Origin of the sequence: Pannonibacter anstelovis (assembly GCF_036881715.1) — a bacterium.
GTDB lineage: Bacteria > Pseudomonadota > Alphaproteobacteria > Rhizobiales > Stappiaceae > Pannonibacter > Pannonibacter anstelovis.
Genome location: NZ_JBAKBF010000018.1, coordinates 1 through 22081, shown reverse-complemented (window position 1 = coordinate 22081; position 22081 = coordinate 1). Strand labels below are relative to the sequence as shown.

The window sequence follows — 22081 nt, the reverse complement described above, 5'->3', positions numbered from 1 at the left end:
GGTCAGTCCTGTTGGTCGGCCTGCGCCGGGTCGGTTTCCGCGTCGGCGGTGGTGTCGTCAGCGGCGGGATCGGCTGTCGGATCGCCGGTCTGGGCGCTGCCGGTCTTTGTGACGCGGCGCGGGTCGCTGTCGAGCACCAGCCCCAGCGCGTCGAGCTTGGCATTGGTCGCTGCGATCTCGGCCAGCACCGCGTCGGGATTGCGGCCTTGCCGGGCGATCACCTCGGCCAGCGTCATGGTGCCGGAGCGGATCGACAGCAGGTTCGCCATCGCATCCTTCTGCGGATCGACCGCCTCGAACTTCGGCGGCGACCATTCGACCGGCACAATCGGCGACGGGATCTGCCCTGCCGCCCATGCCGCTTCCGTGAACCAGCGCCACACGGGCGCGCAGAACATCGGAATGAAGAGCTGCCACTGCACGGCGTCGATCTGGCGGCGGAACTCCACGAGCCCCGCGCGGATCGAGGAATAGTTCACCTGGGACAGGTCCCCGGTCAGCAACTCGTAGGGCACCCGGAACCCGGCCGAGATCGTGTGCAGGCTGGCGCGCTTGTATTCGCCATAGCCGCCCGTGGCCGAGGGCTGGTTGAACCGGATGTCCTTGCCGCCGCGCGCATAGGCGATGAGCCCCGGTTCGAACTGCTCGACGCGGTTGCCATCGGCGTCGACCACCGAGGGTGCGATGCCCTGCTGCGCCTCGTCATCGCCGAAGACGATGGCGGTGACGCAGGCCTCGGTCTTCTTGCGGACCAGTTCCGCCACCTCGTAGTCGTCGAGATCGCGCAAGCTGCGGATCACCGGCGCACCCCAGGGGACGCCGCGCGCCTGCGTGCGCTGCTTCTCGTAGACATGAGCGATCTCGGTCGCGGGGACCGGGCGGCTCTGCAGCCCGTTCTGCAGCGCGCCCCAGGCATCGCCCGGATGTTCGGCATGGAGCCAATAGGCCCGGCGCTTGCCGACCGGATCGAACTCGATCCCCTGCACCAGCCGCCCCGCGCCGAGGACGCCGGATTTCGTGGCATCGAGAACGTCGGCCTCGAGCACCTGCAATTGCAGCGGCACAGGAAGGCCGTCGCTCGCGCGTCGCAGACGGCGGCGCACCAGAACTTCGCCCGCCTCGACCATCTCCCGGCAGATCAGCGTCTGCAGCCCGTAGAAGTCGAGCTGGCCATCGGCGTCGCACTCCGCCGTCCAGCGCTCGAAGAGCGCATCGACCTTGCGGTCGAGCGTGTCGTCGCCGCTGGCGGCGCGCGGCATGATCCCCGCGCCGATGATGTTGTTGACCAGCACCGCGACGGCCTTGGCCGCGTGCGGGTTGTTGCGCACGAGATCCCGCATCCGGTCGCGCAGCAGCGCCCCGGCCACGCCGATCTCGGTGTCGGCCGAGGATCCCGGCGCGCGCCAGCCCTCCGTTCGCCGCCCGCGCGCGGCCCCGTCATAGCCCCGCGTCAGGGTCTCGAAGGCCTGACGCGCCATCACGCGGCGGGCGGCCATGCGCGGCGCCACGGTGGCGATGGCGTGATCGAACCAGGTCGCAGACATCAGCGATCCCCGCGCGAGAAGCCAGCCAGCCCGGCCACCGGCAGTGGCCGGGTCGTGCCCGCGATGGCGCGCTCGATGGTACGGATGCGGGCCAGCAGGTCTTCGGCCGAGCCGTAATCCACCGACTTCCCGTCATAGCTGACCCGGGTCGTGCCGCTGGCATAGGCCCGGCGCAGCGCCGAGAGCTCGGTTTCCGTCCAGTCGGTCATCTTCAGAACCATCCTCCGCGCCGTCCGAGCCAGTCGGAGCGGCGTTTGCCCTGTGGGGCCTGTCCCGGCCGGTTGATCTGCCCGGCGGGATCGGTGTCGGTGGGGGCCGCCCCGAGCTGATCCTCGAGATCACGCCATTTCTCGTCGGGCCAGCGGTCCGCGCCGGCGATCCAGGCGGCGGCGCGGGCGTAGACCCGGCAATCCAGCGCCTCGTTGCGCTCGCGCAGCTTCTGCCATTCCAGCCGGGCGAAACCCCGCTTGGTGCGCACCGTCACCAGCTGCTCGGCCACGAACTGCTTCAGCCATTCGTTCTCGACCCAATGCGGCAGGTGCACCGAGCCGGGCGGGAATGCCGCCCCATCGGCCATATCCTCCTCTGTCGGCCGCGCCAGCCGCAGGAAGCGGTAGGTCTCGGCCTTGAAGGTCGACACCGCCACGGTCCAGAGCCGGGCTCCGCGCCGCAGGCGTTTGCCACCCTCGGTCGCGTCGACGAAGGTCGGCCCCGACACCGGGCTCGAGCGGTTGAACCCCTCTACGCCCTTCACCGGCGACACCTGCGCGAAGCCTTGCGCCCGCGACCAGGAATAGACCGCCGGGGCCTCGTAGCCCGTGTCGATCGCCAGCCGCGCGATCCTGAGATGCGCGCCGCGCTCGTGCGGCCAGGACCGGTCGAGCAGCGCGGTCAGCTCCGACCAGGCGTCGTGTCGATCTGGCCCGCCCTCGATGACGACATGATCGACGAGCCAGCTTTCCAACCCGCGACCCCATGCCCAGACATCGACCTCGATCCGGTCCTTCTGCACGTCGGCCCCGGCGGTCAGGAACAGCCCGCCCGCAGGCACAGTGCCGGATTTCCAGCGCTCGCGGCGGTCATAGAGCCGCTGCCAGTCGGGCGCTTCCCCGGTCTCGACCCATGTCTCGCCGAGGATGGTGTTGCGGAACGCCTTGATCGCCTCGTCCGACCCCTGTGCCGCGTCCCAAGCCCGCACGATCCGCTCCCAGCTCAGCCAGCCGATCGGCGAGTAAAGCGCCGAGAGGTGATACCCGACCGTGGTCGGATCGGCGGCCGTGGCGGTCGCCCGCCATTCCCCGCGCTCCAGCATCGCCGTCTTGTGGTGCTCCGCGATGGGCGTCTCGCAGCCCTCGCAGTGATACTCCGCCGTCTCCGGGCGGCCCTTCTGCCAGCGCAGCCGGTCGAACTTCAGCCACTGCATCGCGCCGCAATGCGGGCACGGCACGAAGAACCGGCGCTGGTCACTCGCCTCGTATTCACGCTCGATGCGCGACAGACCCCGGATCGTTGGGGTCGAGACCAGGAAGACCTTGCGCCGGTGGGCGAAGGTCAGCGACCGCGCCTCGGCCAGCGTGACCGGGTCGCCTTCCTCGTCTGCCGAAGCCGGATAGGCGTCGACCTCGTCGAGGAAGATGTACCGCGCCGGGGTCGAGCGAAGCCCGACCGCCGAGTTCGCCCCGGTCATGATCAGGATGCCGCCCGCGAACTCCTTCGACAGCATCGTGTTGCCCGCGTCACGGGACCGGGCCGGTTTGACCCGCTCCCGCAGCTCGGGGCTTTCGTCGATCAGCGGGTCGATCCGCTGGCGCGAGTTGCGCTTGGCCAGTTCCACGGTTGGCTGGACGGCCAGCATCGGGCCCGGCGCCTGGTGGATGGCGAAGCCGATCCAGTTGTTGCCTGCCTCGGTCGCCCCGACCTGCGCGGCCTTCATGAACACGATCCGCTGCGTGGGATCGCCCGGCGACAGGCGGTCCATGATCTCGCGCATGTAGGGCGTGCGCACCGTGCGGTATCGCCCGGGCTCGGCCGAGGCGCGGCCCGAGAGCATCCGGTGCCGGTCCGCCCATTCCGAGACCGTCAGGTCCGGGTCGGGCCGCAGCCCGTTGCCCCAGGCGCGCAGGATCTCGCCCGCGCCGTCGAAGTCCGTCAGGCCATCGCCGCTCTCACCGGAAGTCGGGCCGGACCTCGGCGAGTTCGTCGAGGTGGGCGCGTACATGTTTCTCGAGGACCTTCTGCATCGCGGCTGGCTCCAGGGTGATCTGCTGGCCCGTCGCGTCGCTGCACGAGGCCGAGAGCTCGGCCGCCATCAGCGCCGCCGCGCGCGCGGGCCAGTTCACCCACGCGTCCCGTTCCTCCCGCGCCAGCCGGAACACCAGCGCCAGCGCCCGGGCCCGCTCGATCAACTCCCCCTTCAGCTTCTGGAGCCGGATGCGCCGCTCCTGCGCCTTCAGCACCTCGTTCGCCGTCTTCGCCTGCAGGAAGGTCGTGCCGCCGCCGACTGCCGGAACCGCCAGACCCTGTTCGCGCAGCGTGTCGCCGACAGCGGCCACCGCCGCCTCGGGGACGGGTTTCAGCTTTGGCGCGGGCGGCTTCCTCGTCTTCGACGGGTCCGTCGTCTCGGCACGCCGGGCGTCGCTGGCGGCCGCGTTGATGCTGCCGTCGGGATAGAGGACCAGCCGTTCGGCGGACTTTGCCTTCTGGATCGCGCCCCGCGACAGCCCGACATGGGCGGCGTACTGGCGCTCGCTCATGCCCTGCATCGACGGCTCCGATTATCATTCTAAATCATGTGCTTATCGAGTTGATAAGCAGGGCGGACAGAGGGAACGTGTCTCCAGTAGGACGATGCAACTCACCACGGAGCCACCACGATGACCCGCCGCGCGACCGACAACACGAAAGCCCTTGACGCCTTTATCGCCGCCAAGACCGAGATCGACGCGACGCTGGAGCGGCTCGCCGCCCTGAGCGCGGACCATTTCGCGACCAGCCCCGACGAGATCAACTGGGGCCATGTCGGCACCCTGAACCACTACCGCGCCAAGCTGCGCGAGATCTCCGACATGGCTTTCAACGAAGGCGAGCACGCCGAGTGAGACGACCCGCTCCCGGTCCCGCCCGCCGACTGGCGGGCTCGACCTCGTAGAAGGGCCCGCATCCCGCGCGCCCCGATACGGGAGACGACGATGCCCCAACTTTCCGACACCCAAGCCCTGATCCTGAGCGCTGCCGCACAGCGGCCCGAGCACATCGCCCTGCCGCTGCCCGAGAGCCTGCGCGGCGGGGCCGCCGCCAAGGTGGTCGGCGCGATGCTCGCGAAGGGGTTCCTGCAGGAGGTCGACGCCGACATGCGCAAGGGCGAGCCCGTCTGGCGCGAGACCGGCGACGGCCACGGCGTCACGCTGAGCGCCACCGACGCAGGCCTCGCCGCCATCGGCATCGAACCCGAGGACGCGAACCCCGCGCCTGCGGGCGCGACGGACGCGCCGACCGAGCAGTCCGCGCCGGACACCCTCACCGAGACCGAGACCGCGCCCAAGGCGCGCACGCCGCGCGAGGGCACCAAGCAGGCCACCCTGATCGCCATGCTGCGCGCGCCGGACGGCGCAACCATCGAGGAGATCATGGCCGCGACCGGCTGGCAGTCGCACACGGTGCGCGGCGCGATGGCCGGGGCGCTGAAGAAGAAGCTTGGGCTCGAAGTGACCTCGGAGAAGGTCGAGAACCGGGGGCGTGTGTACAAGCTCCCTGCCGCCTGACGCACCAGACCCCGACAAGTTGATGGCCGCCGTCCCGCCGGGGCGGCGGTATCTTCGTGCAGCGGCGCCTCCGGCCAACGTGAAACGACCGATTTCACCCGCGATATCCACATCGCTCGCGCGAAGATGATATTTCACGCACGATATTGCATTTTCATGCGCGCTCCCTATCTTCCGTGTAAACCGGATGAAAGGCAGACACCCATGGCATTTCGAGCAGACGAAGCGGCACACGACGGCTACGAGCGGGCGCGACGGACTTTGGTCCTGTCACCCGGGGTCGATGCCGACCAGCGCCAGAAGGCGGACGAAGCGCTGCAAGACCTGATCGACGCGCACGGTCCTGTCATACGTGGATATCCGACGTGGCACCCGTTGGTGCCGCAGGAAAACCCCCAGATGCCGGTGACGCATCCCAGCGACCGTTGCGGCTATCATGGGCTGGATCACACCGTCCATTTCGCACACGCGTTCGTTTCGTGTCCCTACGGAGATGGATCGAAGATCATCGAGTCGGTCGAGGCGATGAAATCGCATCCCTGCGCTACGATCACAGCCGAACGGCTGGATGTACCCTTCTACAATTCGGGCACCACGCCGATCCTCGTTCGCTGCGACTGGCACGACGTTTTTCCAGAGAGGCACATGGTGCCAAAGAAGCTCGCCGTGCCTCTGATGATCCAGCAGGAGATGCGGATGTGGCACCGAGCTGAGGTCGGCGAGCGCTGGGACACGATGCGCCCATATCTCCTTGGTGACCCATATGGCTCACGCTCATCGCTGTTCGTGACCCAAGAAACTGCGATGGCGATGAAACGCGTTTACACGGCGATGGTGGAGTCGGGCATGTTCGGGCCGCTTCATTTGGACTGACGCGGCGTTCAGCCTCACGGCTCGCGCGCTCGATGTTCGTGGCTATCGCACCCGTATTGCCTCGAACAGTCGCCGCAGGACGTAGGACCGCGCGATGCTAACGACCGTGAACACCGCCCCCATCTTCAGGTTCTGGGCCAGCGTTGTGTGCAGCCCGAAGACCGGGAAGATCAGGATCTGCGTCATGACCGCGACGCTGTAGCCGACAATCACGTTGGCGACGGACTCGGCCAGCGACATGAGGCGCGTCTGCTTCATGCCGCCACCTCATCCATCGGCCAGCAGCTCAGCCGCGAGAGTTCGCAGCGCATGCGCCGCAACCAGCGGGACCACGCCGTTGCCACAGAGGCGAAGCCGGTCCACCCGGTGGGCCAGCCCATCAGCGCCTCGACGAACAGCGGGTTCAAGGTCCGGCGCGGCTCGGAGGTATCGCTCCCAGCCATCGGCGTCACCAGGACCTGGCGGCCAAGCAGTCCGTTCACCGGTGTGTTCGCCAAGGTCGTCGCCCCATCCTTGTGATCCCGCGCTGTCGGCGTCATCCACATCCCCGCCGCATGGGTCAGGTCGGCCGTCCTCCGGTTGCCCGCGCTCGGCTTGCAGCCGTCGTTCGCCATCGGCGTCGGCCAGTCGCGCGCCATCCGGTCCAAACCCTTCTCGTCGCGCCGTTCGCCGCCCCGACTGCGGAAGCTGTCGATCTGGGGCGTCGGCCACAGCGCTGCCGTCGTCGCCAGGTTCATCCCGTGCTGTCCCGCTTCCTGCGAGGGTGTCGGCTTCGTCTGCCGGTTCTCGTTGGCGCTGGCCCTCGGCGTCGGCCACAGGCGCAGCAGTTCCGTCCGGTTCCCGCCACTCGAGCGGGTGCCGGAGCAGGCGCGCGGGGTCGGCCAGGTCGTCCCCGTCGCGGATGGCGAGGATGAACAGCCGCTCGCGCCTGTGGGGCGCGCCGACTTCCGCCGCCGTAAAGAGGCCTGCCGCAAGGCGGTAGCCCATGCCGACCAGTCCGTTGGCGACTTCGGGGAAGCCGAGGCGGAGATGATGGGCGACGTTCTCGAGGAAGACGAAGGGCGGCTCAACCTCGCCGATAATGCGGGCGACATGCGGCCAGAGGTGGCGCGGGTCGTCCGCGCCCCGGCGCTTGCCCGCGACCGAGAACGGCTGGCACGGATAGCTCGCAGTGACGATGTCCACCGCGCCGCGCCACGGGCGGCCGTCGAAGGTGGCAACATCGTCCCAGACAACAGCCTGATCCAGGGACGCGTCTTCCATCCGCGCCACGAGAGTAGCTGCGGCGTAGGTTTCCCGTTCGACATGGCCCACAGCACGATATCCGGGGATGGCGATGGCGAGCCCGAGGTCGAGCCCGCCCGCGCCGGAGCAGAGGGAGAGGCCGAAGAGGCATGCGTCTCCGGCTCCGGAAGCGCTTCCGGAGGAAGGTAAAGCCAGGTCATGCATGTCACGCAGCGGTCTTGCGCTTTCGCGCGGGTTCGGGGGCGGCGTCCGTTTCTGGCGCATCGGCCGGGGGTACGGCATCGTCGCCCAGCCGCTCGGTCCTCAGCTGCGCGAAGGTCCGTCCGTCGCCGTCGAGTATTGCTTCGCGGCCAGTCTCAGCCTGCCAGCGCTCCACGGCGACATCGACATAGGCCGGACTGATCTCCAACGCGAAGACGCGGCGGCCGTTGGCTTCGCCCGCCATGATCTGCGAGCCGGACCCCGAGAACGGCTCGTAGCAGAGCCCGCCTCGCGCGACGTGCTGGCGCATCGGGATGCCGAAGGCGTCGAGCGGTTTCGGCGTCGGGTGGTCGGGGCGCTCTTCCCTGGCGAAGGACGGCATCTCCCACGTCGAGGGCAGCGTCTGCTCGGCGACCTTCGGCGGACGATTCGGACGGCGCCAACCCATGAAGCAGGGCTCGTGCTTCCAGAGGTAGTGCGAGCGGGTCAGGACGCCGCGGTCCTTCACCCAGATGATTTGCTGGTGGACGAAGGCGCCCGCCTTTTCCCAGCAGGCTTCCAGCATCGCCTGGCGGCGCGATGCGTGCCAGCAGTACCAGGCGGCGTCCTCGGTGATCGCCTCGGCAACAGCGGCGGCGATGAAGCCGTCGTAGAGTTCCGCGCCCTGCGAGCTGTCGTCCCAGGTGGTGCCGTAGGACGCCGACCAGTCCTTGTTCCGCGTCGGGTGGTTCGAGCCGTCGTAGTCCACCAGATACGGCGGGTCGGTGGCGAACAGGATCGCGCGCTCGCCGTTCATCAGGCGGCGCACGTCGGCCGCGCTGGTGCTGTCGCCGCAGAGCAGCCGGTGGTCGCCGAGGATCCATAGATCACCCTTGCGCGAGGCCGGATTGCGCGGCGGCTCGGGGATGGTCACGGGCGGAACCGAGCCGCCAGCCCCGCTGTCTTCACCGTCTGCGTCCGGGTCGAGCGCGAGGAGCTTGTCGAGTTCACCGTCGGAAAACCCGACCAGCGACAGGTCGAAATCCTCGGCCAGTAGGTCGTTCAGTTCCGCCGACAGCAGCGCCTCGTCCCACGTCCCGAGTTCCGTCAGCTTGTTGTCCGCGATCCGGTAGGCACGCCGCTGGGCCTCGGTCAGATGCCCGAGCACGATCACCGGCGCTTCGGTCAGCCCCAGCTGCGTGGCGGCCAGCACGCGCCCGTGCCCCGCGATCAGCTCTCCGTCCTCGGCGACGAGGCAGGGCACGGTCCAGCCGAACTCGGCCATGCTGGCGGCGATCTTCGCGACCTGGTCCGCGCCATGCGCCTTCGCGTTCTTCGCGTATGGCTGCAGGCGCGACAGCGGCCACGTCTCGATCGCGTCCGGGGCGAAGCTCAGCGTCATGGTGGGCAAGGTTCCTCGGTCGGGTGGATGCCGGTGGCTTCCGGACTCCGGATGCCGGGCTGGACTCCAAGCGGGGTCCAGCGGGCACCAGTCGTGTCCGGTCGAAAGGCAAGCGTTCGTTGGTGTTTGCGCGGGCGCGCGTGGATCCGGCTTCCGGGTGGCTTCCCAAAAATCCGGCCCTGTCGCTGGCGATGTCCCGCGCTTCGCCCGCCAGCATACGAAAACGCCCAGGAAGGAACCGGAAACTGCCGTGGGATGGACCCCGGCCGGACCCTCGCTGGATACCGGGGTCCAGGTGGCCCCCGTCAACGCAAAGGGGAGAGCGAGCATTCCAGCGCACTCTCCCCATCTTGCCTTCGGAATAGCACGATCATGTTGCAGATGTCGAAGGAAAAAGTGTTGCAACACATTGGAGTCGCTCACGCATTCAGCCGCGCGGCGATCTTGGTCAGCGCCAGTTGCCAGCGACGCCATGCGGTCGTGCGGTCGCAGCCGAGCTCACCGCTGATCTGCTTCCACGGCACGCGGGCGGCGCGCGACCAGACCAGCTTGCGCTCCGCCTCCTCGATCCAGAGCACCCAGTCGAAGGTCTGCTCGAGCCGGGTGATCGCGGCGGCCGAGGGCCAGACCCGCATCGGCTGCGGCTCCATCGCGGCAATCTCGCGGCTGGTCCGCACGATGTCGGGCCAGGTGTTGAAGTAGCCCTGCGCTTTTACCGGCGGGAGCTTGCGCAGGGTGCGGAAGGCTTCCTCGAAGTGATCAGCGACGTCATTGGCGGTCCAGGGCTCCTGCCATCTCATGCGACACCTCCCTTCGTCTCCAGCGCCCAGAGCAGGATCGCGATGGCGTCGGCCTCGTTGTCATCGGCGGGTGAAAAGCCGCGGGTGCGGGCCGCAGCGATCATGGCGGCCTTGTCGGCATTGCCCTTGCCGGTGGCGTGACGCTTGATGGTGCCAACCGGCACGCCCTCATAGGGCACGCCGCGCAACTCGGCCCATGCGGTCAGTGTGGCCATGAGCCCGCCGTAGATATGGCTCGCGTCGGTGCCGGCGTGGCGGCGGACCTCCTCGAACCAGATCGCGGCGATAGGCCCCGACAGGCGATCCAGCTCGGTCAGCCAGTTGGTGAAGCGCAGATAGCGCATGCCACCGCCGTCATAGCGCCCGGGCCGGAAACTGGCGGTGCCGCTGGTGATCAGCCCGTCGTGGCTGCGCAAGGCCCAGCCGGTGGTAGTACCGAGATCGAGCGCCAGGGTGGCGCAGAACCGTGGCCCCTGTGGGGCCGCGTAAGTCGGCCTCACGTGGTTCCGGGGGGTGACGAGCGGCGGCGTGTCGAAGCTTGCGCCGTCGGAATTCGGGATCAGAGTCGGCCGAGCCATGACGGGTCTCCTTTGCCGGTGGCCTGTGGTGGTGGAAGACGACGGCGGTCTGGTGCCTGGCGGTGCGGGACCGCCGTCGTCGGATCGGCTGGGGAAGACCAGGACAGGCGGCGCGCGAGGGCCCGCTGCGTATGGGGGCGAGGCCCACCCTGACGGGTGGCCGCCCCATACGTAGTATGGGGGTTTCCTTATCATTCCTCCCATCCACGCAAGCAGCTGAGAAAAAACGACTTTTCGCCATTTCGGAGGACGAGGAAGGAGGACGGGGTTGTTTGTCCTCGTCCTCCGCAAGTCATTGATTTTGTTGACTGAGGACGAGGTGAGGACGAGGACCGACAACTTCGTCCTGAGGACGAGGAAGATTTCGGGGAGGACGAAGTCAGTCATCGAGACCCTCCGGATAGACCCAGATGGCGGGGTTCTCGACCTGCAGGCAGGCGCCGGTGCTGGCGCATTTGTAGTGGCTCGGGAGCACCGGCAGGCCGTCGCCCAGCACCTCGCCGGTATCGGGATCGATCTGCGTCTCCGTCCCGAAGCGCATGCCGTCGACCACGAGATAGCCGAAGCGGGAGCGCACCACGGCCATGCCGAAGGGACGGCCATCACGGAGGAACTTGATCTGCCCCTTGGTCGTCAGCACGCCGATCCGGTCGCGGATCGTGTACTTGCTGCCGAGACCGGCCTTGTTCTCGAAGGCCTCGCCGAACTGAGTGGTGGTGTAGAGCCGGCCGGCCGCCGCTTCCTCGTGCAGGATGGTGAGGATCACGTCGCCCTTGCGCAGCCGTTCGGCATCGAGCCTGGCGCCCGCTTCCTTGCGCACCAGGCGCTCGTTCAGCGGGTTCAGCTCGACCCATTCGCCCTTCACCTTGTCGATGAGCTTGCCTGGCAGGGCGGGGCCGTTCCGAAGCTCGATCTCCAGCCTGCGGACGGTGCTGTCCTCGTCGGGCCGGTGCATGAGCAGCCCCGAGGTGTAGAAGCCGCGCAGCGCGCTGGCGCCGGAGAGGGCGAGGAAGGGATCGTCCTTCACCTGCTGCTTGCTGGCCTTGCGGGTGTGGTGGGCGAGGATGACGCCGGCGTCCGGATTGACCGCCTCCCGCAGCGGCTCCACCCGGTCCTTCAGGAAGAACATCATGGCGGTGTTGTCGTTCTCGCCGCCGCCCTCGGGGCCGCCGTCGAAGAGGTTCCGGATCGGGTCGATGACGAGGATGTCGGGCGGCGCATCGGGTAATGCGGTCCGGATCGCCTCGGCCACGCGGGCGACGCCTTCCGCGTCGAGCAGGATCTTCAGCTTCGGCGTGGCGATGAAGGTGTCGCGCGCGGCGGCGATCACGGCGGCGGGCAGCGCGATCTGCTGCATGCGTTCGCGCAGGTAGTGATACTGGATCTCGGCCTGCAGATAGAACACGCGCAGCGGCCGGGGTGGCGTGAAGCCGAGGAACGGCACGCCGGCCGCCATATGGACGAGCCAGCAGATCAGGAAATCGCTCTTGCCGACCTTGGGCGCGCCACCCAGCACCAGGAGCCCGCCCGGCGTCAGCACGCGCGGCCCGATGATGTCCTCGGGCATGGGGCTCGTGTCGTCGAGGAGCGCGCCGAGGGTGAAGGTCGGCAGCGGGCTCGCCGGGGCATTGGCGTGGGCCGCGCGCAGGAGCGGCGGGCCGTTGCGCTTCACATGCAGCGCCCAGAGCCGTTCTGACTCGGCCTGCAGCCGATCGAGCGGCCAGGACGGGCGCAGCATGGCGGCGTTGTAGCCGCAGATCGCCTCCCAGCCCGCGAACGGGTCGAGGCGGCCTTCGTGGACGAGGCGGATGTAATGGCCGATGGCGGCGCTGGCTCCCTGGAAGCGCGACCAGTCGTCGACCGCGCCCTCCCGCACCGGTGTGGTGAGCACTGCGTCGATGCCGGGCTTTGCGCATGGCGCGGCATGATCGCTGGCGAAGCCCACGCCCGGCAGCGGCGGCATCCCGGCGACCCGTTCGGCGAAGTCCGCGAGGTCCACCTCCACTGAGCGATGTTCGCGGATCTGCACGAGGCGTTGATGGCCGTGTTTGTGATAGACGGTGCCCGGCACCCGGATCGGCTGGTGCGCCGAGCGGAAATGCGTGTCGCCGCCGACCTTCACGGCGATCTCGCCCCGCAGGCGGCAGAGGGTGGCCAGATCCTTGCCCTCGGCGGGTTCGGTCAGTTGCCACCAGACATGGAGCTTTGCAGCACCCTCGGGCGTGCGCCCGCCGCTTTCGATGATGAGCGTGGGCGGGCCTAGGTGGCGGGTGACATGGTCCAGCTTGGCCGGGATATCGCCTGCGTCGAGATCGACGACGATGGCCTGCATCTGCAGCACATCGGCGGCGCGGGCCTGGCCCTGTTCCTCGACCGTGCCGGGAATGACATATACGGCGGCACCTTCGCGGTTCGCCCACGCGGCGAAGGTCGCGAGCTTCTCGGTCGCGGTCTCGTCGGCGGGGATCCAGATGTTGTGCGGCTTGCCGTCCCGGCCCTGACCCTTGTCCACGAAGCCGCGGAGCGGGATCAGCCCCTCGCACCAGCTGAACACGGTGTCGAGGAAGACGGCGATCTGCGCGGGGTCGGGGTCGCAGCCGAAGGGGTTCTCGGACGGCGGCCCGTCGTTGAAGTCCATCCACGGGTTGAAGTGCAGGATGCCGTCGTCGCTCATGCGGGAAGCCTCCAGCAGCGCGCGGACCACGGGCAGAAGCGGCATTCGAAGAAGTCGGGCGTGGTGGCGACGCGCGGCAGCAACTCGCCTGCGTCGGTCGCCTGCAGGATCCGCACGCCCCGGTCGGACATGCGCTGCGCGAGATCCGCGTCGAAGGGTACCAGTTCGTGGTGCATCTCGGCCGTGTCTTTGTTGATCGCGGTGAACACGGCGGGCGCGGCCGAGATGCCGGGGACCGTCCCTTCCATGTAGGCCTGATAGACCGCGATCTGGGCGGCGTAGACCGGCTTCGACTTGGTCACGCCGTCCTTGACGCAGGCGCGCCAGTTCTTCGCGTTCATCGTCTTGCATTCCCAGAGCGCGGGAACGGCAAGACCGAAGCCCTCGGGCCCGGCGGCGACGATCCCGTCGACATGACCGCGGATGCGCCCGCCCGCGACCGAGAAGCCGAACTGGCCGCCATCGGGCCGGTTGCCCTTGCGGGTGTAGAGATCGAAGCCCGCGCCGCGCAGCCAGGCGACGGCCAGATCCTCGAGCGCATGGCCGATGGCGAAAATGCGCAGCGATTGGCCCGAAAAGTCCTGGCCTTCGTCCTTCGGCGTTGCCGTGAATTCGAACTGCAGGGCGCGTTCGCAGGCATGGCCGAGGCGCGAGCCGCCGAGATAGTCGCGGGACGGCCGCGTGGCCTGATCGGCGGTGAGCGCTCGATCGACGGCAGCGTTGACCCGGTCGGCGAAGCTGGGGCGATGGTTGTAGTCCAGCATCAGAACGGCACCTCCGGCGTCTGCGCCCGGGCGATGTCGGACATGGCCTCGCGGAAGCCCTCGACGGCTTCCTCGATCAGCGCGCGCACCTGCGCCTCGGTCAGTTCGCCGAGCGGGGTGGTCCAGCCGATCTCGTCCATCAGCAGCGCCACGCGCTTCATGGTGGCGTTGATCGCGGCGCGCTCTTCCTCGGTCAGGTCAACCATGGCGAAACGCTCCCTGGCCAAGCGCGTCCAGAAGGACTGGCAGGGCATCGAGCAGAACCAGACCGATGGCCGGGGCCGCCCCGTGCGCGGACGCGCACATTTCGATGACTTTGGCGGCGAAGCCGCCGGGCGGTGCGGATCGAACCAGCCAAAGCCACGGGTGGGTTGCCGGCAGACAGCACAGAGCGTCCCACGCGGATGCCAGAGCCGCCGCCGGTCCTCGGCGGTGATGGGGGTGATGGTGTCCATGGGTCATGCCGCCCTCCGTTCGGGGCTGGCCGCGCTGTCGATCAGCTGCCGGATGGCGCGCTTGTTGAAGCCGAAGGTCATCAGCGCCGAGGCGCGGTAGCGCGTCAGGCCGAAGTCGTGGCGGCACTCGGGCGGCAGGTATTGCAACTGCTTCTCGGTCGGCGGCTGGCGCAGCCAGGAGCGCGTCTTGAAGGCGCTTTCGTCGGTCTCGTGCGTGTTCAGCCAGTCGTCGGCCTGCGCGAGGCAGACGGTCCGTTCGCCCACGCCCAGCAGATGCGGGCGTTCGCCCTTCGCCCCGCCGATGGCGTACCAGACTCCGTCCAGCCAGAAGATGCCGCCCCAGGCGGCGAAGCCCGTGGCCATCAGCGCGTCGTCCGTGCCGTAGAGGTCGACCCACGCGAAGCTGGACCGCTTCAGGAGGTCGATCTCGGTCATCATGAAGCCCGAAAGCGGCGCGGCGTCCCCGACTTCGCCCGCATCCATATCCTCGCGCGGGAACGCCTCGCCGCAGAGCGGGCATTCGGTGGCGGCCAGCGGGATCTCCGCCTCGCAGGCCGGGCAGGTCTTCGTCGGCGCCTCACCAATCTCAGTCTTGCAGTCGAGATCGACATCCTGTTCCAGCGTGCCGTGGATCAGGCTCGACGTCCCGAAATCCAGCACGACGCAGTCGGTCTTGACGATGCCGGGATGTTCCTCGGGGTCGACGGTGCGCAGGCCGCGCCCAACCATCTGGATCATCGTGGATTTGTAGGAGCTGGGGCGCAGCAGCACGACGCAGGAGGTGGGCGGATGGTCCCAGCCTTCGGTCAGCACCGCCACGTTGACGACAACGCGGATGTCCCCGGCGGCATAGTCGGCGAGGATCGCCTTGCGGGTCTCGGCCGCCAGGTCGCCATGGATCAGCGCGGCGGAAACGCCCGCCGCCCTGAAGGCGTCGGTGACGTGTTCGGCGTGCGCGACGGTGGAGCAGAACACCACGGTCTGCCGGTAGTTTCCTCCGTTCCCTGTCGCGGCTCCGCCGCTCCCCGCCTCTTGCGCCTTCTCCTTCCAGTGCCGGATCACCTCGTCCGTGACGGGAGCGCGGTCCATGATGCCTGCCACCTCCGCCATGTCGAAATCCGACATGGTCTTGCGGACCGAGCGCAACTCGTCCTGGACACCCACATCGATGACGAAGGTGCGCGGCGGCACCAGGTGGCCCGAGGCGATCAGCTCGCCCAGCCGCACCTGATCCGCAACGTTGTCGAAAACCTCGCGCAGGCCCTTCCTGTCGCCCCGGTTCGGCGTCGCCGTGACCCCGAAGATGCGAGCGTCCGGATTGGCCCCGCGCACCCGGTCAATGATGCGGCGGTAGCTGTCGGCGACGGCATGGTGCGCCTCATCTACGACCAGCAGGTCAAGGCGCGGCATGTCGGCGAGGTTCGACGCCCGCGCCAGCGTTGGCACCATGGCGAAGGCGACCTGGCCACCCCAGGATTTCTCCGTGGCGTCGATGACCGATGTGGCGACGCCCGGTACCACGCGCTGGAACTTGGCGCGGTTCTGCGCCGTCAACTCGTCACGATGGGCCAGGACGCAGGCCTTGGCGCCGTCTGCGATCATCTCGCCGGTGACCGCAGAGAGCATGATGGTCTTGCCCGCTCCGGTGGGCGCCACGCCCAGCGTGTTGCCGCGGGAGGCGAGCGCAGCCACGCTGCGCTCGACGAAGGTTTTTTGGCGGGGGCGCAGGCGCATGGCCGGTCCCCCCCTTACTGCGCCCAGCTCGGCCGACCGGCGGCGCCGGGGGCGGACGCGGGCTGGCTGGGCTGGGTGGCTGTGGTGGGCTGCTGCGGGGCCTGGCCCTTAGCGGGGGCGGCGGAGAGCTGTGGCGCAACCGTACCCATCAGCGTGACGTAGTCGCGATGGTCAGGGGTGACGGCAGCGCGGATCTCGTTCTTGTCCTCGCCGTTGGTGTCTGTGCCGATATCGATGCGGGCGATGAATTCGATTCCGTCGAGATCGCCGAAACTGTTGATCCGGCGGCGGACCTGCGCCTCCGGCGAGTTGTCCTTGTCCGATACGCCGCGCGCCGAGTTGAGGATTCCGCGAATTAGGCCGCGCCCCATGTTGGCCCAGTCCTGGCCCTTCGGGCTGTAAAGCCCAATCAGCGACCAGATCTTGCGCCGGACATAAGGCCCTTCGACGACGGTGTATTCGGCGTCGAGGTAGACGGCGCCGGTTGTGGCGCGGCGCGCCCAGCCGCCGGTCCAGCCTTGTGAGAGGTCGTCAAAGCCGCCCGGGCGCAGGGTCAGGCGCACTTTGGCGAGCGTGCCTTTCGGGATGACGGTGGTGTTGGATTGGGCAGAGTTGAAGTCGTTCCAGGGTCCGGACATTGTGCGGCTCCTTTCAGGTTGAGGATGGAACGCGCAGCGGCGTCAGAGGGGAAAAGCCATCCCGGCGACCGGATCGGGACACCGGGTACGGCGAGATGCGCTCAGCCATGGCCGGGCACCTCGACGGGCGCGGGATCGGCCGGGGTCACCAGCGGCCAGGTCAGGCGTTCGGAGGCAGGCGCTGCGGGGCGCTGGATCTTCTCCATCAGCCGGCCGAGATGCGGGGCCTCGACCCTGTCGAGGCGGCCGGAGCGATCCTTGGCCGGATAGCCCCAGGGGTTCAGCGTCTGGCAGACGAAAGCGCGCTGCGACTGGCCGCCCGGGTCCGGGATGTCGGCCATGGTGATGACCTGATCGACGATTCCCGGCAGCTCGAGCCCGGTCTTCGAGCCGTCGATCTGCGGCTGGAAGACCTTGCGATTGAAGTCATCGAGCCGCTCGTCGAGGATGCCCACGAACCAGACATGCTTGCCGCGTGTGTGCTGCAGGTGGGTCAGCCAGCCGATCATCTCGCGGCCATGCAGTCCGTAGGCACCGCGGATGTCGGGCTTGCCCGTTTTCTCCGAGAAGGCCTCGGGCTGGCCGCGGCACCACTGGAAGCAGAGGCGCCCGGCGACGGTGATGGAGTCGATGAAGACGGTCTCGTACTTCCCGATCACCGCCGGATCGCCGTAGCGCCCGCAGACCTCGTCGAAATGCGCCTGGCTGTAGGGCTGGTCCTCGCGCAGCGCCGGGTTTGGCCCGCCGATGAACACCGCGAAGTCACGGCATTCCTTCCAGGTGCGGGGCCGGAGCGTGTCGATCTCCAGCCCCTCGACCGCGAGATCCCCGGCCTCGAGATCGAGGAAGAGCGTGGTCGAGGCGTTCAGCGTCCACAGCAGGCTGGTTTTGCCGATGCCGGAACGGCCGAAGATGACGCCCTTGATGCCCTTGCGTTGCGCGAGCCGTTCGTCGGCGCCGATGATGGGAAGGGCCATCACTGGCCCTCCTTCTTCAGCACCGCACTGGCGGCGCGATCTGCCCCGATGCACCCCGCCTCGCGGGCGAGCTTGTAGAGCCGCTTCAGCGCATCGGCGCGGCGGTAGGCGGCCAAGCTCTCGCGCTCCGCCTCCACGATCGCGAAGGCGATCTCGTCGACGGTCGCCTCGACGACCGGCAGCGGCTCGCGCGGCTCGTCGCCGGGGCGCTGCGGGAAGGCGATGGTTTCGGGGAGGTCTTCAAGGGCGTAGCTCGCCTTGCGAAGACGGGTGATGTCGTCCGGCTGGTCCGGCATGGCGGTTCTCCGTGGGATGATGTGATCGAGGAGGCGCATCACGCGGCCTCGCGGACGTCGGGCGCGGGCTCGGCGACGTAGATCGCCAAGAGCGGCGTCCCGTCGGCGTGGGCGCCGGCGTCCTCGAGCTGATAGTTGCGGTTGGGCTCGCAGACCTCGGTCAGCTCCCAGCGGCGATAGAGCCCCGGAAGACGCCTGAAATCCTCGAGCGACAGATCGGCAGTGCGGTTCATGCGTGTCTGCTTTCGGTTGGAGGGAAGGCGCTCGGGGCGCTCGAAAGGGAAAAGCCACCGGCGGGACCGGATGGGGACATCGGTTCAGGGGATTTCCTCGAGGGCGTCGTGCAGCCGGCGCATCGCGCGCTGGTACCGCTTGCGGGCGGCGGCCTCGGTCAGACCCAGTTCGACCGCGACCTCGGCCTGCGAGAAGCCTTCGATCGCCACGCGGATCACCAGCAGGGCGTCGTCGCCGAGCAGCTTCCGCACGGCCCCGTTCAGCCGTGCGTACCCAGTCTCGCCGATCCCGCTGTCGCCGCTGTCCGCCACCTCGTCGGGATCGGCGCCGCTGGCGAGATGTTCGCGCGCCTGGTCGCGCTGGCGCACGCGGATCATGTCGCGCTCGACGTTGCGCAGCACCGTGGCTGCGATCCAGTTGACGCGGCCGAGGTCGAGTCCGCGGACAGCCTCGGTGGTGCGCGCCAGTACGTCCGACGCGACTTCGTCGGCGCTGCCGAGCCTGCGCCAGAGCGACCGGCGCCGGATGGCGTCGAGGCCGGGCCAGAGCGCCAACAGCAGGAGAGTCAGGGCGCAGTCGGACGCGGGCCCGTCGCCCTGCGCCGCCCCGACCAGCGCAGAGAGGATCACGTTCTTCCGGGCCGGATCGCCGGTCGTGCGGTGCAGCCCGTCCAGCAGAGCCGCCGGGTCCCGGAACGGCGCGAGAGCGGCCTGCGCACGCCGGACGGCGTCGAAACTGCGCTGGAAGTGAAGGTTGGAGGACGAATGCATGAGGTGATCACGGATCTCGTGCCACGCGAAGGACATCGGACGCCTGCCTTGCGGCCAGGCGTCCGGCGCCTTCTCGTGGCCAGGTCAGGACGTCGCGCGTCTCTGCGATTTCAGGGGGGTGGATGAATGCGCGCGTCAGCGCGCGGGTGCGGTCGCGTGGTTCAGCGTGCCGCAGCCGCGGCAGGTGGCCTGCACCGGGAAGCCCACGAGATACTCGTGCCCCCGCGCGAAGCGCAGGTGCATGCGGCCGTCCCGGCAGACGCCGAGCAGCTTGTCACAGCGCGTGCAGCGCCATTCCGAGTTGGAGGTGGTGGGCTTGGTCGTCGCGGCGCCGGACCAGCTTGTCGGGGTTGCCTGGCGCGAAGGGAAGGGAGTCGGCATGGGAGTGCTCCTCTGTGGAGCCCTTCCAATAATCAGCGGTTTGTTAGACCGTCCCCCGTCGCATGTTAGACCGTTGTTAGACGGGTTCTTCGACCGGGGCTTCGGCTACGTCTTCGGCTGGCTGTGCGTCCACCAGCAGGCGCCAGTATCCCCGTTTCGCGCCCGCGCCGATGTAGACGTCGCGGATGCTGTCCCAGGTTTCCTTCCGGAAGGCCTGCTGCGGGCTGCGCGACCCAAGCCCGTCCATCAGCTGCTTGACCTGGACATCGGGGCTGCCAGCCTTCTCGGCTGCGACCAGTCGTTCGAAGATCGTGATCTGATCCGCACCCGTCAGCGCGAGCGATGTCTTGCCGGGAATGTGCAACGTCGCCGATTGCGTGCCCGATCGCAGGACCTGCGGCGTCGCACCGCCCCTCGCCAGCGAACGATTGGTTCGGTAGGCGAGCTCGAGCGCATCTCGCGAGAGAAGAAGATCGTCGGCGCCCGTTGACATGCAGCCAGAAACGGGGACGACGAGGTTCGGCCCAAGGTATCCGGGACCGTCATTGCCTGCCGACAGCACGATCCCGACACCGGCCGCGTTGCGCGCGCGCATCAGCTGATCAAGGCGCGAAATCGTCTTGAGGTCGTGAAGGCGACGGGCGAAGTAGATCGGAACATCGGCACCGTCGATCCGCATGGAGCCGAGCAGCGATAGGTCCGGATCGAGCACCTGCGCTGCGGTTTTGTTCAACATCGGCTTCAGAAGCCCGACCACGGTTTCGTGCAGCCACTCGCGGTTGATCTCGTACATCTCGAGATCCGATGTCGGCCTCAGGCCCCCATCTTTTCCGAAAGCACCGACAACGCGCGACATGCCCTCAGTGCTGGACGGCTTGACCTCGGCTTCCCCGCCCATGTCGTCATCGTCGATGAGCACGATGTCCTGCCGCCCCCGCCGGTCGAGAAGACCGCCCTGGATCATGCGGTCCGGATCGAGGCCGAGCTCGCGCAGATACTCGCCGCTGACATCGTCCTCGGTCCGGTCGTGAAGCATGACCAGTTGCGGGAATATTCCGCGCAGGTCGGTGGGCTCGATCTGCTTGAAGGCGCTGAGAATGCCCCACGCGTCGAGAAGCGCGAACCCGAGATTGCGTTCATCGGGATCCTTGTTGCTCTGAAGGTTGCAGCTCTTTGAGCCGGAGATGGTAATGTTGAGCGTGCGCACCTTGTCGTCACCGATGCGGTTGTAGGTGACGGCGATCCCCACGCGGCTGAAGCCATCGGCGCGGCGGAAGATGTTGTTGGGCTTCAGATAGCGGTCGGCGACCTCCTCGATATCGTCGTCAGCCGCAACCTTAAGAAGAAGCTTCCGGCTCCAGGAACCGAGGCGGATTTCGGCCTCAAGGACGCGCGCATCAGTGATCTCGTAGCCCGAGATACGCGGCAGATCGAGCCGCAGCGAACTGCGGAAACGCGAAAGGTTGTAGCGCTTCCAGGTCAACGGTTTCTGTGAAACGTCGTGCCCCAAGGCCTCCTCAGCGAATGACCCTGCAACGCCCTGCCGCACGACCGGGCTGTCTGCGCAGACCTCGATCTGTCGGATGGCGGGCGTGTAGATGAGAGTGGCCTCGTTCGGCGGGCGATAATAGATCGTGCCCCGGCGTCCGTCGTCACGATGGTCATGGACGCTCGACAGCGGCCCGCCATGGCGAACGATCAGCATGATCGAGGCTGGGTGCGCGGCAGTGGCGGGAAGATCCAGCGCCTTCACCGTGCAGGCCGTCTTGAGTTGCAGCACCGACGTAATCTTCGCGGCCAGAGCTGCTTCGTCGATCGACCCCGAATTGAGATTGACCGCTTTTTCGAGTTCCACCTCGAAGGCATCGTAAAGCTTGCCATAGTCCCTGAATTTGCGGGCGAAGTGAAAACTCTCGGCGTCCTCGAATGTCTGGCGGACATTCAGAAATGCCCAGATGCTCTTGCAGAGCGGATCGGGTTGTCGATCGAACTCGAGCGATTGCTCATCGTCGAGTTGTTGTTCGGTGATTGCCGTCAGGGAGTCGATACCCTTGCCTTCGGCGAGTGCCAGGACGCGGCGTGATCTCTGCTCGGCGGGCCGCAACTCGTCTGCATCGAATTTCGACAGGATCTGCAACAGGTTTTGCCGAAACCCGTGTGCCATTTCCTCGTCCGAGGGATCTGGAATAGCAGTGGGCAGGCCGAAATCGGGTTCGTTGTCGCCCTCTCGCACCGCGAGGACAGCCCGGACGAGATCAATGCGGGCATCCTCGATTAGGCTATGGATGTGCGGGCCAACCGGGGATGCCTTTCGCGCCATGAAACCACCTCAACGAATACATTCTCTTGATTGATTCCACTTCCGATAATTGTGGACAAAACCGCACCCTGCAAGACCCGATGTTCTTAACCTGTTCGCATCGAGGAAGCTCGTGGCGCTGTGATGTCCCGTCTCCATCGGCCGGATGGCTTTTGATCGGTAGCAACTCTACCGAACACGGCCGATCCCCGCATGAAACGCCCCAATCCACTGCCTCCCGCCCAGATGACGCCCGCCGAACGCCGCATTGAGCTGTGTGGCCTGCTCGCCCTCGGGCTGGTCCGCCTGATGCGGCGCAATCGGGGCGAACCTTCTGACGATACTGGAGAAATTCGCCTACACTATCAGGCCGACCAATGCCGTCATGCAACCCGGAAGCCAACGGAGAAAGCATGACGACGCACGACCCCATCCCCGCCCGCCTGGCCGCGCTGAAGACCACACCGACGCCTGAC

23 protein-coding genes and 1 pseudogene are annotated in these 22081 nt (G+C 67.7%); 3 read left to right on the top strand and 21 right to left on the bottom strand.

Annotation, left to right across the window (positions count from 1 at the left end; all coding sequences use genetic code 11):
• Window positions 1-2: 2 nt before the first annotated feature.
• From V6L75_RS19970 to V6L75_RS19955, 4 genes are read right to left on the bottom strand one after another with little or no spacing between them, the layout of a single operon-like run.
• A complete protein-coding gene (locus tag V6L75_RS19970; RefSeq protein WP_334253233.1) occupies window positions 3-1544 on the bottom strand; it encodes a phage portal protein in 1542 nt (513 codons plus the stop codon).
• The gene (locus V6L75_RS19965) at window positions 1544-1765 is read right to left on the bottom strand and encodes a phage head-tail joining protein (protein ID WP_013654503.1); all 222 of its coding nucleotides are present in this window, start codon (window positions 1763-1765) and stop codon (window positions 1544-1546) included. Before V6L75_RS19965 ends, V6L75_RS19970 begins: the two co-directional genes overlap by 1 nt.
• Entirely contained in the window at window positions 1756-3762 is a 2007-nt protein-coding gene (locus V6L75_RS19960) for a phage terminase large subunit family protein (protein WP_334253232.1), read from the bottom strand. The genes V6L75_RS19965 and V6L75_RS19960 overlap by 10 nt, the downstream gene beginning before the upstream one ends.
• Complete coding sequence (locus tag V6L75_RS19955) at window positions 3710-4306, bottom strand: hypothetical protein (RefSeq protein WP_334253231.1); 597 nt, start codon at window positions 4304-4306, stop codon at window positions 3710-3712. The genes V6L75_RS19960 and V6L75_RS19955 overlap by 53 nt, the downstream gene beginning before the upstream one ends.
• Window positions 4307-4417: 111 nt before the next feature.
• Here V6L75_RS19955 and V6L75_RS19950 point away from each other — a divergent pair, with 111 nt between their 5' ends.
• From V6L75_RS19950 to V6L75_RS19940, 3 genes are all read left to right on the top strand, one after another.
• Window positions 4418-4642: a hypothetical protein gene (locus V6L75_RS19950; protein WP_334253230.1), complete on the top strand. Its 225-nt coding sequence runs from the start codon at window positions 4418-4420 to the stop codon at window positions 4640-4642.
• Between the two features lie 90 nt (window positions 4643-4732).
• Window positions 4733-5305, top strand: coding sequence for a DUF3489 domain-containing protein (locus tag V6L75_RS19945; protein WP_334253229.1), 573 nt, complete (start codon window positions 4733-4735; stop codon window positions 5303-5305).
• Between the two features lie 204 nt (window positions 5306-5509).
• Window positions 5510-6178 carry a hypothetical protein gene (locus V6L75_RS19940; protein ID WP_137457476.1) on the top strand — a complete coding sequence of 223 codons (669 nt, stop codon included), beginning with the start codon at window positions 5510-5512 and terminating at the stop codon, window positions 6176-6178.
• 42 nt (window positions 6179-6220) lie between these two features.
• On the opposite strand, the gene V6L75_RS19935 is transcribed toward V6L75_RS19940, so the two are convergent.
• From V6L75_RS19935 to V6L75_RS19855, 17 genes and pseudogenes are all read right to left on the bottom strand, one after another.
• Complete coding sequence (locus tag V6L75_RS19935) at window positions 6221-6436, bottom strand: DUF7220 family protein (protein WP_334253228.1); 216 nt, start codon at window positions 6434-6436, stop codon at window positions 6221-6223.
• Window positions 6433-6717, bottom strand: a complete 285-nt coding sequence (locus V6L75_RS19930; RefSeq protein WP_334253262.1) for a hypothetical protein — start codon at window positions 6715-6717, stop codon at window positions 6433-6435. Before V6L75_RS19930 ends, V6L75_RS19935 begins: the two co-directional genes overlap by 4 nt.
• 403 nt (window positions 6718-7120) lie before the next feature.
• Window positions 7121-7627: pseudogene (locus tag V6L75_RS19925) on the bottom strand (DNA cytosine methyltransferase); the annotation flags it as partial.
• Between the two features lies 1 nt (window position 7628).
• Window positions 7629-9005 carry a site-specific DNA-methyltransferase gene (locus V6L75_RS19920; RefSeq protein ID WP_334253227.1) on the bottom strand — a complete coding sequence of 459 codons (1377 nt, stop codon included), beginning with the start codon at window positions 9003-9005 and terminating at the stop codon, window positions 7629-7631.
• Window positions 9006-9424: 419 nt separating this feature from the next.
• On the bottom strand, window positions 9425-9805 hold the full coding sequence (locus tag V6L75_RS19915; protein WP_334253226.1) for a DUF6362 family protein: 381 nt from the start codon (window positions 9803-9805) through the stop codon (window positions 9425-9427).
• The gene (locus V6L75_RS19910; RefSeq protein WP_334253225.1) at window positions 9802-10383 is read right to left on the bottom strand and encodes a hypothetical protein; all 582 of its coding nucleotides are present in this window, start codon (window positions 10381-10383) and stop codon (window positions 9802-9804) included. The genes V6L75_RS19915 and V6L75_RS19910 overlap by 4 nt, the downstream gene beginning before the upstream one ends.
• Before the next feature lie 379 nt (window positions 10384-10762).
• The gene (locus V6L75_RS19905; protein ID WP_334253224.1) at window positions 10763-13057 is read right to left on the bottom strand and encodes an AAA family ATPase; all 2295 of its coding nucleotides are present in this window, start codon (window positions 13055-13057) and stop codon (window positions 10763-10765) included.
• Window positions 13054-13821 carry a hypothetical protein gene (locus V6L75_RS19900; RefSeq protein ID WP_334253223.1) on the bottom strand — a complete coding sequence of 256 codons (768 nt, stop codon included), beginning with the start codon at window positions 13819-13821 and terminating at the stop codon, window positions 13054-13056. Before V6L75_RS19900 ends, V6L75_RS19905 begins: the two co-directional genes overlap by 4 nt.
• Window positions 13821-14075, bottom strand: a complete 255-nt coding sequence (locus V6L75_RS19895; protein ID WP_334253222.1) for a DUF6511 domain-containing protein — start codon at window positions 14073-14075, stop codon at window positions 13821-13823. Before V6L75_RS19895 ends, V6L75_RS19900 begins: the two co-directional genes overlap by 1 nt.
• Before the next feature lie 204 nt (window positions 14076-14279).
• The gene (locus V6L75_RS19890; protein ID WP_334253221.1) at window positions 14280-16010 is read right to left on the bottom strand and encodes a DEAD/DEAH box helicase; all 1731 of its coding nucleotides are present in this window, start codon (window positions 16008-16010) and stop codon (window positions 14280-14282) included.
• A 14-nt stretch (window positions 16011-16024) separates the two neighbouring features.
• Entirely contained in the window at window positions 16025-16648 is a 624-nt protein-coding gene (locus V6L75_RS19885) for a hypothetical protein (protein ID WP_334253220.1), read from the bottom strand.
• A 101-nt stretch (window positions 16649-16749) separates the two neighbouring features.
• The gene (locus V6L75_RS19880; RefSeq protein ID WP_334253219.1) at window positions 16750-17625 is read right to left on the bottom strand and encodes an ATP-binding protein; all 876 of its coding nucleotides are present in this window, start codon (window positions 17623-17625) and stop codon (window positions 16750-16752) included.
• Window positions 17625-17921 carry a hypothetical protein gene (locus V6L75_RS19875; RefSeq protein ID WP_334253218.1) on the bottom strand — a complete coding sequence of 99 codons (297 nt, stop codon included), beginning with the start codon at window positions 17919-17921 and terminating at the stop codon, window positions 17625-17627. The genes V6L75_RS19880 and V6L75_RS19875 overlap by 1 nt, the downstream gene beginning before the upstream one ends.
• 38 nt (window positions 17922-17959) lie before the next feature.
• The gene (locus tag V6L75_RS19870) at window positions 17960-18154 is read right to left on the bottom strand and encodes a hypothetical protein (protein WP_108220432.1); all 195 of its coding nucleotides are present in this window, start codon (window positions 18152-18154) and stop codon (window positions 17960-17962) included.
• Window positions 18155-18238: 84 nt separating this feature from the next.
• Window positions 18239-18961: an RNA polymerase sigma factor gene (locus V6L75_RS19865; RefSeq protein WP_334253217.1), complete on the bottom strand. Its 723-nt coding sequence runs from the start codon at window positions 18959-18961 to the stop codon at window positions 18239-18241.
• 99 nt (window positions 18962-19060) lie between these two features.
• Window positions 19061-19306, bottom strand: a complete 246-nt coding sequence (locus tag V6L75_RS19860; protein ID WP_334253216.1) for a hypothetical protein — start codon at window positions 19304-19306, stop codon at window positions 19061-19063.
• A 76-nt stretch (window positions 19307-19382) separates the two neighbouring features.
• Entirely contained in the window at window positions 19383-21626 is a 2244-nt protein-coding gene (locus tag V6L75_RS19855; protein WP_334253215.1) for a hypothetical protein, read from the bottom strand.
• Between the last annotated feature and the right edge of the window lie 455 nt (window positions 21627-22081).